Below are 13816 nucleotides of genomic sequence, written 5' to 3' on the forward strand. Positions count from 1 at the left end.
ACTACCGGCTTTTGGTGTGACCACTGCCGAGTTGTTGAGCCGCTACCCGGTTGCAGCCAGGTAGTCGTACCAAAAGTCGGCAGCCGGCCGTTCCGGTCGCCGCAGGCGGGCGGCCCCTCACCCGGGCAACCGGACCCATCCCACCCGGCGGATCGAGGGCTAAGTCGGCCGGCTGGCCTCTCCGGTCTGTCCAATCTGGAGGACCTGGGCGAAGTGGCAAGCGGCTTGAGCTTCTGTAGCCGCCGGCAAGATGCTCAGGGGCTTCGACCGGCACAAGTCCGCGACCCCGGCCTCAGCGGCCAGGCCAGACGCAAGTACCTGGCAGCGCGGGTGGAACCTGCAACCCGACGGAATGCGAGTGGGGTCCGGCGGCTCACCGGACAACACCATCCGTTCTTCCGACTCCGGCAGCACCGACAACAACGCCTGCGTGTACGGGTGTTGCGGCTTAGTCAGCACTTCTTCCACACTGCCGGTCTCCACGATCCGCCCCAGGTACATCACCGCGACGCGGTCCGCGATGTTCCAGGCCAGACCGAGATCGTGAGTGACTACAAGTGCCGACAGGCCTAGTTCGTCGCGCAGCCGCAGGAGCAACGCCAGGATCTCGCCCCGGACAGAAGCGTCCAGTGACGCGACAGGTTCGTCGGCCACCAGCACCTTTGGATTGAGCGCCAGCGCGCCCGCGATCACCACGCGCTGCCGCTGGCCACCAGACAACTCATGCGGATAGCGGAGGAAGAACCGCTCCGGAGGTCGCAACCCGGCTCGGGCGAGTGCCTCCGACACCACCTCTTCCTCATTGGCCAGGCCGTGGATACGCGGGCCTTCGGCAACGGCCTCGTACACCGTCTGCCGGGGGTTGAGCGAGCCCGTCGGGTCCTGCAGAACCAGCTGCACCTCCCGGCGGTAGGCCTTCAGCGCCTTCGCCCGATAGCTCAGCGGCACTCCGCCGTACAGGGTGGAACCGGACGTCGGACGTTCGAGGCCGAGCAGGGTGCGGGCGAGCGTGGTTTTGCCGCAGCCGGATTCACCGACCAGCGCGACGATCTCACCGGCGCCAACCGTGAGGTTGACCCCGTCGACGGCACGGGCCCGCCGGCCGCGCGAGCTGAACTCCACGTGCAGGTCCCGGGCCTCGAGCAGGGCGTTCATCGCACGTCCTCCTTAAGACCGGAATCAAGACCGGGGTGAAGACCGGCGTGCACACAGGCCGCCGTACGGCGCTCGCCCGCGGGCCGGAGACCGATATCGAGCGTGGCACATTCGTCCAGTGCCACCGGGCATCGCGGGTGGAACGGGCACCCCGTCGGCAACTGCATCGGATCGGGCGGATCCCCACCCAGACCGCGCGGCGCCAATCGCGAGACCGGATCGCCAACGGTCGGGAAAGCGCCCGCGAGGGCCCGGGCATACGGATGCTGGGCCTGGTGGAACACCTCGGCCGCCGGGCCTTCCTCGACCACGCGACCGGCGTACATCACGGCCAGCCGGTCGCACAGCTCCGCCAGGACCGAGAGGTCGTGCGAGATCATCAGCAGGGAAATCCCGTGCTCGGCGACCAGGTCCCTGATCAGTTGCAGCACTTGCGCCTGGACCATCAGGTCGAGTGCGGTGGTCGGCTCGTCGGCGATGATCAGACGCGGCGAACAGGCCAGCGCCATCGCGATCATCACTCGTTGCCGTTGGCCACCGGACAACTCGTGCGGGTAGCTGCGCGCACGCCAAGCGGGCAATCCAACCTGTTCGAGTAGCTCGGCCACCCGGCGGCGGGCCTGATCCGGCTTCGCCAAACCGTGTACCAGCAGGGGTTCGGCGATCTGGGCCCCGATTCGGTGCACCGGGTTGAGCCCGTGCTGCGCGCCCTGGAACACGATCGACGCCTCCGCCCACCGAACTGCGCGCAGGCGGCCCCACGACATGGCGAGAATGTCCTCGCCATCAAGCAGCACGCGGCCTTCGACGCGAGCGTCCTTCGGCAGCAGCCGGAGCAGGGCCATCGCGAGGGTGGACTTACCGGAGCCGGATTCGCCGACGACGCCAAGCGCCTCACCCGCGTCGAGGCTGAGCGAGACGCCACGCACGGCCGGTACCTCGCCGGACGCGATCCGGTACGTCACCGAGAGGTTGTCGAGTTCGAGCAGCGACATCAGCCGGCCCTCCGCAACCGCGGGTTCAGCACGGTCTCCAGCGCCCGCCCGCACAGGGTGAACGCCATCACCACCGCCACGATGCAGAGGCCGGGGACGAGCACGTACCACCAGGCTCCAGAGGTCGCCGCGCCCCAGTCGTACGAGCCGCGCAGCATCGTTCCCCACGAGGTTTTGTTCGCACTGACGCCCAGGAAGGCCAGCGTCGACTCAGTGACGATCGCACTGGCCACCTCCAAGGTGGTACTTGCCAACAGCAACGGAGCGACGTTCGGCAGCACATGTCGGGTGGTGATGTGCCAGTGCCCACCGCCGAGGGCGGTCGAGCGCTCGATGTACGGCCGGGCCTCGACCGCGAGCGTCTGCGCCCGGATCAGCCGGGCGGTACCGGCCCACGAGGTGACGCCGATCGCGGTGATGATCGTCCAGGTGCTGCCACCCAGGATGGCCGCCAGTACGAGGGCGGTGACCAGCGAAGGCAGCACCAGGAACCAGTCGGTGATTCGCATCAGCACGGCGCCGATCCAGCCGCGGAAGTGCCCGGCGGCGATACCGAACACCGTGCCGATCACCATGCTCAGCAGGGCCGCGAGGAATCCGATCAGCAGCGACGTACGCGAACCCCACCAGATCATCGCGAGAATCGACCGGCCCGACTCGTCCGTACCGAGCGGGTGATCGAGGCTCGGTGGCGCCAGCCGTTCGCCGGTGCCTTGTACGACGCTGGTCACGGTCTCGTCGATGAACAATGGCGCGATCAGCGCGAGCACCACCGCGACCACCAGCACCCCGAGCCCGGCCATGCCCGCGCGCTGATCGCGAAAGGCCCGCCAGAACCGGCCGTAGGCCATCCGTCTGCGTGTCCACGCGATACTCATGCGGACCTCACCCTCGGGTCGAGCAGGTGATAGACGACATCCGCGAGCGTGTTCATCAGAATCACCGAAACCGTGATCAGCATGAACGTGCCCTGCATCAAGGTGAAGTCCGGCACCCGGATCGCCTCGTAGAACAACTGCCCAAGCCCTGGCCAGCTGAAGATCGCCTCGACCGTAACGGCGCCACCCACGACGAAGCCGATCCGCATGAACACCAGCGTCACCGTCGGCAGCAACGCGTTCGGTACGGCGTGCCGGCGGCGTACGTCGTCATCGCGCAGGCCCTTCGCCCGGGCAGTGGTCACGTAGTCCTGGCCGACCTCGTCGAGCAGCGAGGAGCGCATCACCAGCAGGTACTGCGCGTAGACCACGCCCACCATCGTCAGACAGGGCAGCACCATGTGCTTGGCCACGTCGAAGATATAGGCGATCCCGCCGGGCGCGTCGACGCTCTCGATGCCCCGCGTCGGGAAGAGTCCCGGAATCGGTCCGATCCCCGCCGCGAACACCATCAGCAGTAACAACCCGAGCCAGAACGTCGGTACGGACCACAACACCAGCGAAACGCCCGTGGACAACCGGTCGAACCTGCTGCCAGGCCGCCAACCAGCCCGGGCGCCTTGCCAAATGCCCAGGCCGACGGCCATCACCAGCGCCGTACCGGTGAGCAGCAGCGTCGGGCCGACCCGTTCACCGATGAGGTCCAGCACCGGCCGCTTGTACTCGTACGACGTACCGAGATCGAGGTGCAGCGTCCGGTCCACGAACTGGAGGAACTGCTCCGCGAGCGGCTTGTCCAGGCCGAGGCGGCTGCGCTCCAGATCGAGCTGTTCCGGGGTCATGTTGCGGCCCTGGGCCAGCGCCCGGACCGGATCGCCGGGCAGCAGGCGGAACGCGAAGAACGTTGCCACGATCACCATCGCGATGCTGAGCAGGGCCCCAGCCGCCTTGGAGACCGCGTAACGCAGAGCTCCGTGGCGGTTGGGGCGCTCAGCCTCTTGCTCGGTGAGCAGCGCGGGTTGTTCGATCACTCGCGCTCGTCCGCGGCGCCCTTACGCCGGCGCGTCAGCAGCAGGCCGGCCAGCCCGAGTACCAGCGCACCGCCGGCGACACCGACGATGAGCCCGGTGTTGGAACCGCCGTCGTCGGCCGCGCCGTCTTCCTTCGTGACGGCCTCGACGGTGTAGAACGGCCAGTAGCCGCTACCGCCGTACAGGATGCCGTCTTCCTCGGGGATCGGGGTGATCTTGGCGATCCGGTCCTTGCGGTAGCCCTCGAGGTCGTTCGGGTAGTACAGCGCGATCACGGGCGCGTCGGTGTAGAGCCGCTCGCTCATCTGCTTGATGATCTCGGCGCGCTTCGGCCGGTCCAGCTCCTTCAGCTGCTGCTGGTAGAGCGCCTCGAACTGCGGGTCGCAGTAGAACGACTCGGTGCCACCACCTTCGCCGGAAGCGGTCGGCCGGCGGCTGCACAGGTGCGTGGCCAGGACCTCTTCGGGATCGGGGTTGACCGACCAGCCGCTGATCGCGATGTCGAACAGCGCGGTGGTGCCGGTCTCCTCGGTGAACTTGCTGGAGTCGAGCCGCTTGGTGGTCAGCGTGATGCCGATGTCCTTGAGCCAGCCGGTCAGGTACTCGGCCAGCTTCTCCTCGATCGGCGCGTCGGTGTGAATGCTGAAGCGCCACTGCAGTTTCTTCGAACCGTCCGGCATGGTCCGGATGCCGTCGGCACCCTTCTTGTAACCGGCCGCGTCGAGGATCTGGTTGGCCTTCGCCAGGTCGAAGCCGATCAGCTTGTCGCCGCCTGCCTCCCAGAAGAAGTCCTTGTACATCGGCGGAATGATCGAGCCGTTCGCGGGCTTCGCGAGACCGTTCTGCACCTCGTCGACCAGCTTCTGCTTGTCGATGGCGTGGTGCAGCGCCAGCCGGACCTTCGGGTCCTTCAGCGCCGGATGTCCGTCACCGATCGGCTTGTTGTCGCTGGTGGTCGCGCCGTGGTTGATCTGCAGATAGGTGGCGCGACGGCCCTGCTTGTTCCACTGCACCAGGTTGTCGTCCCCCTTGAGCGCCTCGAAGTCCGGCGGCGAGAGCCGGCCGATCAGGTCGATGTCACCCTTCTTCAGGCCCACCACCGAAGCGGCCGGGTTGTCGTAGAAGATGACCTGCAGCTCGTCGATCTTCGGCGCACCCCGCCAGTACGACGGGTTGGCCTTCAGCTTCACGAACTGGTCCTTCTTGTGCTCGACCGCGATGTACGGACCGCTGGTCACGGCCGGGTACTCCTCGGCCTCGTACTTGGCGATGTCCGGCACTTTCTCCCAGACGTGCTTGGGCATGATCGGCACCGGGTTGTCCAGCATCGAGGCCTGCGGGGTCTTCAGCTTGATGGTCAGGTCCTGGCCGCTGGCCGTGACACTGGCGAAGTTCTCCACCGCGGGGCCGTTCGCCGTTTTGGCGCCGTCATCGGTGAGCATCTTGTTGAAGGTCCACGCCGCGTCCTCGGCCGTGATCGGCTGGCCGTCGGACCACTTCGCCGCACGGATCTTGAAGGTCCAGGTCAACCCGTCGGGCGACGTCGTCCACGACTCGGCCAGATCCGGGCTCGGCTGCAGCGACTTCGGATCGGGCACGGTCAGGAAGCCGTACATCCAGCGGTGAATCGACGACGAGACCAGCCGGACCGCGAGGAACGGGTTCATCGAGTCCATCGCCTGGGTCGTACCCACCCGAATGACCTTGGCCGGCTCGCCATCCGCGGCCGAACCGGTCTGCACGGCCGAACCGGTCTGCACGGCCGGGCCGGTGTGCGCGGCCTGGGCGGGCTGACCGGTCGCACCCGCCAACAGCAACAGGCCCAGCCCAGCCAGACCCGCGGTCCACTTCCTCATCGAACGCTCACCTTCAGCAGAGGGTTGTTGAGAGAAAGTCACACTATGGGCCCTTATGGTGTCAACGACTGACGAAACTTTGTTTCATCATCGTGCTCTGCGGTGGTGCATCATTGCCCAACCGGCCGCTGGATCGCCAGAACGGCGGTGAGTCAGGACCGGCGGCGGGGCTTGTTGGGGCGGTTTCCGGTCTGCGGATTGCGGCCGGTTCGCTGCGGCTTTTTGGGTGCGGGCTTTTTCTTCGCGGTGGCTGCAGCCGGCTTCGCGGTGGGCTTGGGCTCCGGGCCGCGGGTGCTGTTGACGGTGCGGCCGCGGACGATGCCGATGAGTTGTTCCACCAGGTCACTGGTCTCGTCCTCGGGCCAGGACAACGCGACACTCGACTCGGGCCCGTCCACCAACGGCCGGTACGTGAGGTCCTTGCGGTGGTAGAGCCGGGCCAAGGACTGCGGTACGACGAGCAGGCCGATTCCCGCCGCGACCAGTTCGATGGCGTCCGGAGTGTTCGCGGGTCGCGCCGGCCATTGACGCCCGGGTGGCTGGTCCCAGTCGAACAGGTCGTCCAGCGGATGCAGCAGCACCTCGTCGGCGAGATCCGCGAGGGACACCTCTTCCACCGCGGTCACCACGTGATCCAGCGGCGCGACCACCACCGTGGTCTCGGTATACAGCGGGATCGCGTGCAAGCCCGTGCGGTCGATCGGCAGGCGAAGCAGAACCGCCTCGACGCCTTGCTCGCGGACCAGGGCGGCGGCGTCGGCGGCCGGGACCTGGATCAGATCCAGGGCGATCCGGGGCAACCGCTCCTTCCAGAGCCGCTCCCACTTGGTCGGCGTCACGCCGGGGACGTACCCAAGCCGGAAGGTTGCGGGCGGTACGTCGGAGCCGGTCACGCGGCCAGATTACCGGGCGTGATCGGCGGCGGCGTGGGCGATCGATACCCTGAGGCCATGACGTCGCAAAAAACTCCCCAGACGATGAAGCCCGCGACAGCGGCGAAGAAGCTGGGCGTGTACCTCGAAGCCACCCCGGCCGAGTTCCAGGAGGGCGTCGTCACCCGCGACGAGCTGAATGCCCTGCAGGCCGATCCGCCCGAGTGGCTGCGCGAGCTGCGCCGTACCGGCCCGCACCCGCGTCCGGTGGTGGCGGCCAAGCTCGGTATCTCCAACAGCGGGCTGGCCCGCGGCGGTATCACCGAGGCGCTCACCACCGAGCAGATCGAGGCCCTGAAGACCGAGAACCCCGACTGGCTCCAGCGCGAACGGGCCACCCAGGCCGAGGTCCGCGCCGAAGCCGCCCGGCTCGCCGCCGCGTCCGCTTCGGAGGCCGACGCCAACTGACATACCGGTCCGAAGAACCGGAGACCTCGTGTCCCCGGTTCTTCGGACCTGACGTTTCACCAGCTGTTGTTGGAGATCTCCGTGCCGAGGTGGGTCTGGTCGAAGGTGTTGCCGTCGTTGTCGTCGGTGTACGCGACCGCTACTTCGGCCCACGGTGAGACCGCGACCCTCATCTGCTCCTGGCGTCCGTCCGTGAACCAGCCGAGCCGCTGAGCCGCCAACCGGCCGGCGTCCGTACCGTTCGTGCCGAAGCCTCGGACCCACACGTCCGAGTCAGCCGCCTGAACGGTCCAGCCGACAACCGAGTTGGCCTGATCGTCCAGTCCGACGTCCGGGCTCTGGCCCCCGGCGGCCACCTCCACGTCGGCGAAGTGCGGGGCACCCGTCGAACCGAACGTGCGGGTCCACGCGCCCGCGGTACCGGTGTGGTCGGATTGCCAGGCGACGGCGAAGTCGCCGTTGAAGTTGGCGGCCACCGCGGCGTGGGTCTGCTGACCACCGCCGCTGGCGTTCGCCGTACGGCGCGAGAGAGTTGCGGCGCCGTTGCCGCGGCCCAGACGGATCAGGCCGATGTTGTAGTACGCGTTGGCGTCACCGTCCTCGTCCCACACCACGACCGCGTCACCCGAGGCGGTGACGGCGACATCCGGGTTGTGGTGCTGCCCGGTGGTCTGCGAGGCGGTGACCTCCCAGGCGCGGGTGGTCGGTCCGGTGAACCCGGCCGCCTTGATCATCGGCTGGGCACCGGTCTGAATGTCCTCCCACACCACGGTGAAGGCGACTGCGCCACCGACCGGAGCGCCATCGGGATCGACGGCGACGCGGGCGTTGATCTGCTGGCCGGTCGCGCTGCTGTTGGCACTGCCGGAGGCAGTGACCGTGCCGGCTGTGTTCACCACCCGGTAGGGCACGTTGTAGTACCCGTTGCCGTCCGGGTCGTCGGCCCACACCACAACGGCATTGCCCTTGTCGTCGAGTCCGACGTCCGGGTGGCGATGGCGCCAGTTGGTCACGCCACTTCCGCCGCCGGCGGACAGCTTCTTCTCGTACAGCGCCGTTCCGTGGCGGAACAGCCGCAGGAAGATCTCGCTGTGCGCGTCGTCCGCGGAGTTGGTTTCGTCCCGGTCGTCCTCCCACACGACGGCGACGTAGCCGTTGCGGTTGGTCGCGATCGCGGGGCCGTCCTGGTCACCGGTGGCCGTGCTGTTCGCGGTGATCCAGGTAGGCGTGACAGCCACGGTCGCGGCCGCGGCGGGGGTGACGGCGAGCGCCACGGATGACGCGGCCACGGCGAGGGCGATGAGCTTCTTCATGGTTGATCCCCTCATGCCGTCTGCAGGCCGGGCCGGCCCTCTTGAATCACGAACGACTTCACCGTGGTCGCCGGAGCGCCGTGTTCCGTCACCTTCGCCACGGCCCGGAAGTCGGCGCGCAGTTCGGTCGGGCTCATCGTCGTACGGACATAGCCACGGCGGTTGTTGAAGAACTTCAGCCACGGGTTGTTGCTGACATCGGGAATCGTGGTGGCGCCGTCGCCGTCACCGCCGGACGAGACCGAACTGGTGACGAGCTCGCTGCCGATGATGGCCGAGTTCGCGTTGTTGTAGTCGGCCATCAGGTTGCTCGCCCACGCGCGGTGCACGTCGCCGGTGAGTACGACGGGATTGCGCACGCCACGGTTGACCCAGCCCTGCTGGATCCGGGCCCGCGAGGCGCGGTAGCCGTCCCACGAGTCCATGCTCGCGCCGGAGGCGTTGAACCGGCGGGCGAAGAACACCTGCTGCCCGATGATGTCCCAGGTGCTGGCCTTCAACCCGAGGCCGTCGAGCAGCCAGCTCTCCTGGGCGTTGCCCGGCAGGCTCCGGCTGGCCAGATCCGCGTCCGAGCAGACCTTCCAGCCGTCGCCGCAGGCCTGGTCACTGCGGTACTGCCGGGTGTCGAGCATGTGGAAGGTGGCGAGATTGCCCCACCGGATCCGGCGGAACAGCGGAATGGCCGGTCCGTTGCTGGCCTGGGCCGGGCGCAACGGCATGTTCTCGTAGTACGCCTGGTACGCCGCGGTCCGGCGGGCGGTCCACTGCGCGGCCGTCAGGGCCGGCGTACTGTCCGCGCGGATGTTGCCCGCGTGGTTGTTCTCCAGCTCGTGATCATCCGGTACGACGATCCAGGGCGCGGCGGCGTGAGCGGCCTGGAGATCCGGGTCCGACTTGTACTGCGCATAGCGGCGGCGGTAGTCCGCCAGCGACACGATCTCCGTAGCGCCCGCGTGGGCCCGCGGACGGCCGGTGCCGGTTCCGTACTCGTAGATATAGTCGCCGAGATGCAGTACGACGCCGGGGTTGTCCTCGGCGATCCGGCGGTAAACCGTGAAGTAGCCCTCCTCGTAATGCGAGCACGAGGTGAAGGCCATCGTGAGGTTCCGCCCGGCCGCGCCGAGCGCGGGCGTGGTGCGGGTCCGGCCGACGGGGGAGAGGTGGCCCTGCGCGCGGAACCGGTAGAAGTAGTCCGAGTCCGGATTGAGGCCGCCCGCGATCACGTGCACCGAGTGGGCGCTCGCGTACGTCGCGACGACCGAGCCCGACGCCACGATCGTGGTGAACAGCTCGTTGGTGGACACCTGCCAGTCCACGGTCACGTTGGCGTTCGCCATTCCGCCGTGGCCGTCGGCGTTCAGCGGCGACGGCGCCAGCCGGGTCCACAGCACCACGCTGGCCGGGTCGGGATCACCGGAGGCGATACCGAGCTGGAACGGGTACGGCACCGCGGCGGTGGCCGCGATCACGGCGGAGTGCAACGGCAGCGCGGTCGCGCCGGCGGTGGCCAGTCCACCGAGGACTAACGACCTGCGACTGATGGGGTTCATGGGCCTCACCTTCAGGTTTCGCATGACGGCAGGCCCCCGGCCCAGCGTCCGGGAAACCCAACGGGCGGCAATTCGCTCCCATCCTGGACCCATACCTGTAACTTTTCTACTACGCACCGTGTCGAACCGGTGACAGCTTCAGGACATACCCCTCCGGCGACCGACGGCTCTCGCCGGTCAAGGGCGACGGCCGACGCGCCCTGCGGAGCGATCGTCGTTGCCTTCGCGAAGCTGTTAGAGGATCGGGAGGGTGAGCGGGAGGCCGAAGCTGGGGAACATGGCGGGGGTGTGGAAGTCCATCACCGAGGCGATCTGGTGGTGGTCGAAGGTGAATACCTGTAGGGCGTGTGCGTGGAACTCGCCGGTCGGCGCTTGGTGGTAGGTGGCGAAGCCGGGTTGGCCGTTGGCGGAGATCGGGACCAGGCGGCGGCCTTGGTTCGGGTCGAGTTTGGCGCGTAGCAGGCCGAGGACCGTGTCGTGGTTGTCGAACCAGGTGGGGATCGGCGGCATCTCCCAGCGGACCTGGTCGGCCAGAAGTTCTTCCAGTACGGCGAAATCGGCCTGTTCGAAGGCATGCGCGTATTGGTCGAGGATCTTGCGTTGTACCGGCTCGGTGGGTTCGAAGAGGTCCTGCTCTTCCGGTGCCACTTGGGCCAGTACGGCGCGAGCGCGTTGCAGGGCGGAGTTGATGGCGGCCGTGGACGTGTCGAGCAGCTGGGCGACGTCGGCGGCCGGCCAGGCGAGTACGTCGCGGAGCAGCAGGGCGGCTCGTTGGCGAGGCGGTAGGTGCTGCAGGGCCGCGACCAAGGCCAGTCGCAGGGTCTGGCGTTCGACCACGACCAAGCTGGGATCCGGTGGGGCCGAGTTGAACATGAGGTCGGGGAACGGTTCGAGCCAAGGGAGTTCGGCCGAGGGCGCGATCTCGCTCGGGTCACCTGGTGCGCCGACGGCCGACGGGATCAGGCGGCGGCTGCTGTGCTGCAAGAGGTTCAGGCATTGGTTGGTGGCGATGCGGAACAACCAGGTCCTAATCGAGGAGCGGTCCTCGAACTGGGCATAGCCACGCCAAGCTCGTAGGTAGGTCTCCTGGACGGTGTCCTCGGCGTCGTGCAAGGACCCCAGCATGCGGTAGCAGAACGAGACCAGCTCGCCGCGGTGTGGTTCGGTACGGCGCTCGAACTCGTCCGAGGTCGCCATCATCGACCAACCTCCTGAGGCGCGACAGCCGCCACCGGAGCAGGCGCGGCGCTTGGTGCGCGCCGGGTGATCCAGATGCCGGCGATACCGCCCGCTAGCGACAAGACTCCGCCCGTCGCGATAGCCCAGGCGAAACCGTCCGAGAAGGCCTGCGGCGAGGTGTAGCCGCCGGTGCTGGCGAAGACGGCGGCCATGACGGCAACTCCGGTGGCACCGCCTAGCTGACGCATCATTCCGTAGACCCCCGAAGCTACTCCGACCGCTTCTGGCGGTACTGACCCTACAACCGCGCTCTGCGTTGCCGTCATGGCAAACGAAACTCCCGCGCCTGCCACGATCACCGGCACCACCAACTCTCCGTACGTCAGGCCGTTGGTGGTCAGGGCCGCCACGGTTAGGAGGCCTAACCCCTGTAGTAGAAGGCCGACGACCACCAGCGGGCGCTCGCCAATTCGGTCGACCAATCGTCCGGCGATCGGGGAGACCACGAACAGGGTCGCCGTCCAGGGCAGGATCTGCAGACCGGCACGCAGGGGACCGGCCTGCCAGACGATCTGGGCGAACTGCGTCAGGAAGAACAGGTTGCCCAGCAGTGCCGCCGTTAGGAAGAAGCCGGCCAGGTTGGCGGCGACAAACGAGTGCAGCCGGAAGAGCGACGGCGGCACCATCGGAGCGGGCGCGCGGTGTTCCCAAACCACGAAGGCCGCGCCTAGTAGGAGCCCTGCTGCGGCCGAACCAAGGACCTCCGCGCTGGACCAACCCTGCTCGGGCCCGCGGATCAGCGCCCAAACCAGGCCTAGCAACGCGAGCGCGGCCAGTACGGCGCCAACCAGGTCCAACCGCCGTACGGCGCCACGCGTCTCGGGGATCTTCCGAAGTATTAGTGGGATTAGCACCAGCCCGATCGGGACGTTGACCCAGAACACCCAGTGCCAGTTCAGGCCTTGCGTGATGGCACCACCGACCAAGGGGCCACTCAGCACCGCCACCCCGGTCAGGCTGCCGTAGACGCCCGTAGCCCAGCCGCGGTTCGCACCGGGGAAGGCGGCTCCTACCAGCCCGATAGCGAGTGGCATAACTACAGCGGCACCAACACCTTGGACGGCGCGAGCCGCGATCAGCCAGCCGACCGACGTAGCCAGGGCACAACCGATCGAGGCCACTGTGAACAGGGCAAACCCCACGGCGAACGTACGGGTCCGTCCCCACCGGTCACCCGCAGCAGCCGCGCTCATCATGAACACAGCGAAGGTGAGGCTGTAGGCGTTCACCGTCCACTCAAGCTCCGCCAACGATGCACCGAGCTGGGACTGGATCGTCGTGAGCGCGGTCGCCACCACCAGCGTGTCGAGCGCGACCACCACCGAACCCAGTGATGCGAGGGCCAGAACCCATCGCTGCTGGGCTGTCGCGCGCGGTTGTTTTGTCATGCGTCCTCCGTCACTTGTCGTCATCTGGTTAGACAAGGGGGAGGGGCGAAAGTCATCGCGGCGATGAGTTCGGGGCTCCTTGGCTGTCAGTACCGGTAGAGACCACCAAGGAGGAACGCCATGACCACAGCAGTAGTCCGCTACCAGACCAAGCCCGACCAGGCCGACGAGAACCAGCGCCTGATCGAGAACGTGTTCGCCGAACTCGCGGCCAAACGTCCCGAGGTACTGCGATACCAGTGCGTCCGGCTAGAGGACGGTGTCACGTTTGTGCACGTCGTCCACGATGCGGAGGGCAGTGAAGCGCTGACGAGCCTCAAGGCGTTCCAGGAGTTCCAGCGTGGCCTGAAGGACCGGCTGGCCGACGAGCCCGAGCGGACGTCCGGCCACCTTGTTGGCTCGTACGTCAGTGATGCCGTACTAGCGCTGGGACAACCGACGGCCTGACTCGGCGGTGGGGCGGGACCGCGGAAATTGGGGGCGGTCCCGCCGCTGGTTGCTGAACGACGGAACCTGAACAATCCGGGACCCTCGAGAGCCCGGCGTCCTGGTCCTCCAGTGCCCGCCGATACCCGGGCCAATCATGCGTATGACCGAAATCTCGCTCAGTTGCCGGTTGTGGCCAGCGATTTGTACATGTGTACGTCGGCATTGCCACCAGGGAAACCGAGGGTCCGGCCGGTCTCGGCGTACCCGTGGCGCTGGTAGAAGTCCGGCGCCTGGAAGGTGAACGACGAGACGGCCACGCGGTCGCAGCCGCGGCGCCTGGCCTCGGCCTCGGCGGCGAGCAACACCTTCGAACCCCATCGATCGCGTCGGCTGTCCTCGCGCACCCACAACATGTCGATGCCGCAGAGTCCTCCCCAGGTCCAGGCGGTGAGACCGGCCACGAGTTCTCCGTCCGCGTCGGTGACCCGGATGGAGAACTCCTCCTGGTCGTCAGCGCCCGTGGCCGCGATGTTGAAGGCCGTCAGTTCCTCGGTTAGCCGCTTGTCGAGTTCCGAATCGGAGCCGCCGACCGTCAGAACCGGCTCATGCTTGTCGTCCACGGGCGCGGAGTCTACTGCCCAC

At 67.5% G+C, this 13816-nt stretch carries 13 protein-coding genes; 2 read left to right on the forward strand and 11 right to left on the reverse strand.

Translation table 11 applies throughout. From position 1 onward, the window contains the following. Positions 1-159 precede the first annotated feature (159 nt). The 6 genes from ACFFGN_RS08560 to ACFFGN_RS08585 all read right to left on the reverse strand — a co-directional run bounded on the left by ACFFGN_RS08560 (position 160) and on the right by ACFFGN_RS08585 (position 6808). Complete coding sequence (locus ACFFGN_RS08560; RefSeq protein ID WP_380044901.1) at positions 160-1155, reverse strand: ABC transporter ATP-binding protein; 996 nt, start codon at positions 1153-1155, stop codon at positions 160-162. Continuing rightward, positions 1152-2150: an ABC transporter ATP-binding protein gene (locus ACFFGN_RS08565; protein ID WP_380044904.1), complete on the reverse strand. Its 999-nt coding sequence runs from the start codon at positions 2148-2150 to the stop codon at positions 1152-1154. Before ACFFGN_RS08565 ends, ACFFGN_RS08560 begins: the two co-directional genes overlap by 4 nt. Further along, the gene (locus ACFFGN_RS08570) at positions 2150-3028 is read right to left on the reverse strand and encodes an ABC transporter permease (protein WP_380044907.1); all 879 of its coding nucleotides are present in this window, start codon (positions 3026-3028) and stop codon (positions 2150-2152) included. Before ACFFGN_RS08570 ends, ACFFGN_RS08565 begins: the two co-directional genes overlap by 1 nt. After that, positions 3025-4059, reverse strand: coding sequence for an ABC transporter permease (locus ACFFGN_RS08575; RefSeq protein WP_380044910.1), 1035 nt, complete (start codon positions 4057-4059; stop codon positions 3025-3027). Before ACFFGN_RS08575 ends, ACFFGN_RS08570 begins: the two co-directional genes overlap by 4 nt. Next, positions 4056-5915: an ABC transporter substrate-binding protein gene (locus ACFFGN_RS08580; protein ID WP_380044913.1), complete on the reverse strand. Its 1860-nt coding sequence runs from the start codon at positions 5913-5915 to the stop codon at positions 4056-4058. The genes ACFFGN_RS08575 and ACFFGN_RS08580 overlap by 4 nt, the downstream gene beginning before the upstream one ends. Before the next feature lie 152 nt (positions 5916-6067). Further along, positions 6068-6808, reverse strand: coding sequence for a LysR family substrate-binding domain-containing protein (locus tag ACFFGN_RS08585; RefSeq protein ID WP_380044915.1), 741 nt, complete (start codon positions 6806-6808; stop codon positions 6068-6070). Positions 6809-6865: 57 nt separating this feature from the next. Between ACFFGN_RS08585 and ACFFGN_RS08590 the strand changes: the two genes are divergently transcribed. Continuing rightward, positions 6866-7255 carry a DUF5997 family protein gene (locus tag ACFFGN_RS08590; protein WP_380044917.1) on the forward strand — a complete coding sequence of 130 codons (390 nt, stop codon included), beginning with the start codon at positions 6866-6868 and terminating at the stop codon, positions 7253-7255. A 56-nt stretch (positions 7256-7311) separates the two neighbouring features. Here the strand turns inward: ACFFGN_RS08590 and ACFFGN_RS08595 are convergent, their stop codons facing one another. From ACFFGN_RS08595 to ACFFGN_RS08610, 4 genes are all read right to left on the reverse strand, one after another. Next, entirely contained in the window at positions 7312-8568 is a 1257-nt protein-coding gene (locus tag ACFFGN_RS08595) for a hypothetical protein (RefSeq protein WP_380044920.1), read from the reverse strand. An 11-nt stretch (positions 8569-8579) separates the two neighbouring features. Next, positions 8580-10118, reverse strand: coding sequence for an alkaline phosphatase D family protein (locus tag ACFFGN_RS08600; protein ID WP_380044922.1), 1539 nt, complete (start codon positions 10116-10118; stop codon positions 8580-8582). Between the two features lie 234 nt (positions 10119-10352). Continuing rightward, positions 10353-11318, reverse strand: a complete 966-nt coding sequence (locus ACFFGN_RS08605; protein ID WP_380044925.1) for a sigma-70 family RNA polymerase sigma factor — start codon at positions 11316-11318, stop codon at positions 10353-10355. Beyond that, positions 11315-12745 (reverse strand): MFS transporter, encoded by a 1431-nt coding sequence (locus tag ACFFGN_RS08610; RefSeq protein ID WP_380044928.1) that lies wholly within the window; start codon positions 12743-12745, stop codon positions 11315-11317. Before ACFFGN_RS08610 ends, ACFFGN_RS08605 begins: the two co-directional genes overlap by 4 nt. 120 nt (positions 12746-12865) lie before the next feature. On the opposite strand from ACFFGN_RS08610, the gene ACFFGN_RS08615 reads away from it, so the two are divergent. Then, entirely contained in the window at positions 12866-13192 is a 327-nt protein-coding gene (locus ACFFGN_RS08615) for a hypothetical protein (protein ID WP_380044932.1), read from the forward strand. Positions 13193-13350: 158 nt separating this feature from the next. On the opposite strand, the gene ACFFGN_RS08620 is transcribed toward ACFFGN_RS08615, so the two are convergent. Then, a complete protein-coding gene (locus ACFFGN_RS08620; RefSeq protein ID WP_380044935.1) occupies positions 13351-13794 on the reverse strand; it encodes a GNAT family N-acetyltransferase in 444 nt (147 codons plus the stop codon). Positions 13795-13816 lie beyond the last annotated feature (22 nt).

This window comes from Kribbella deserti (assembly GCF_042434725.1).
GTDB lineage: Bacteria > Actinomycetota > Actinomycetes > Propionibacteriales > Kribbellaceae > Kribbella > Kribbella deserti.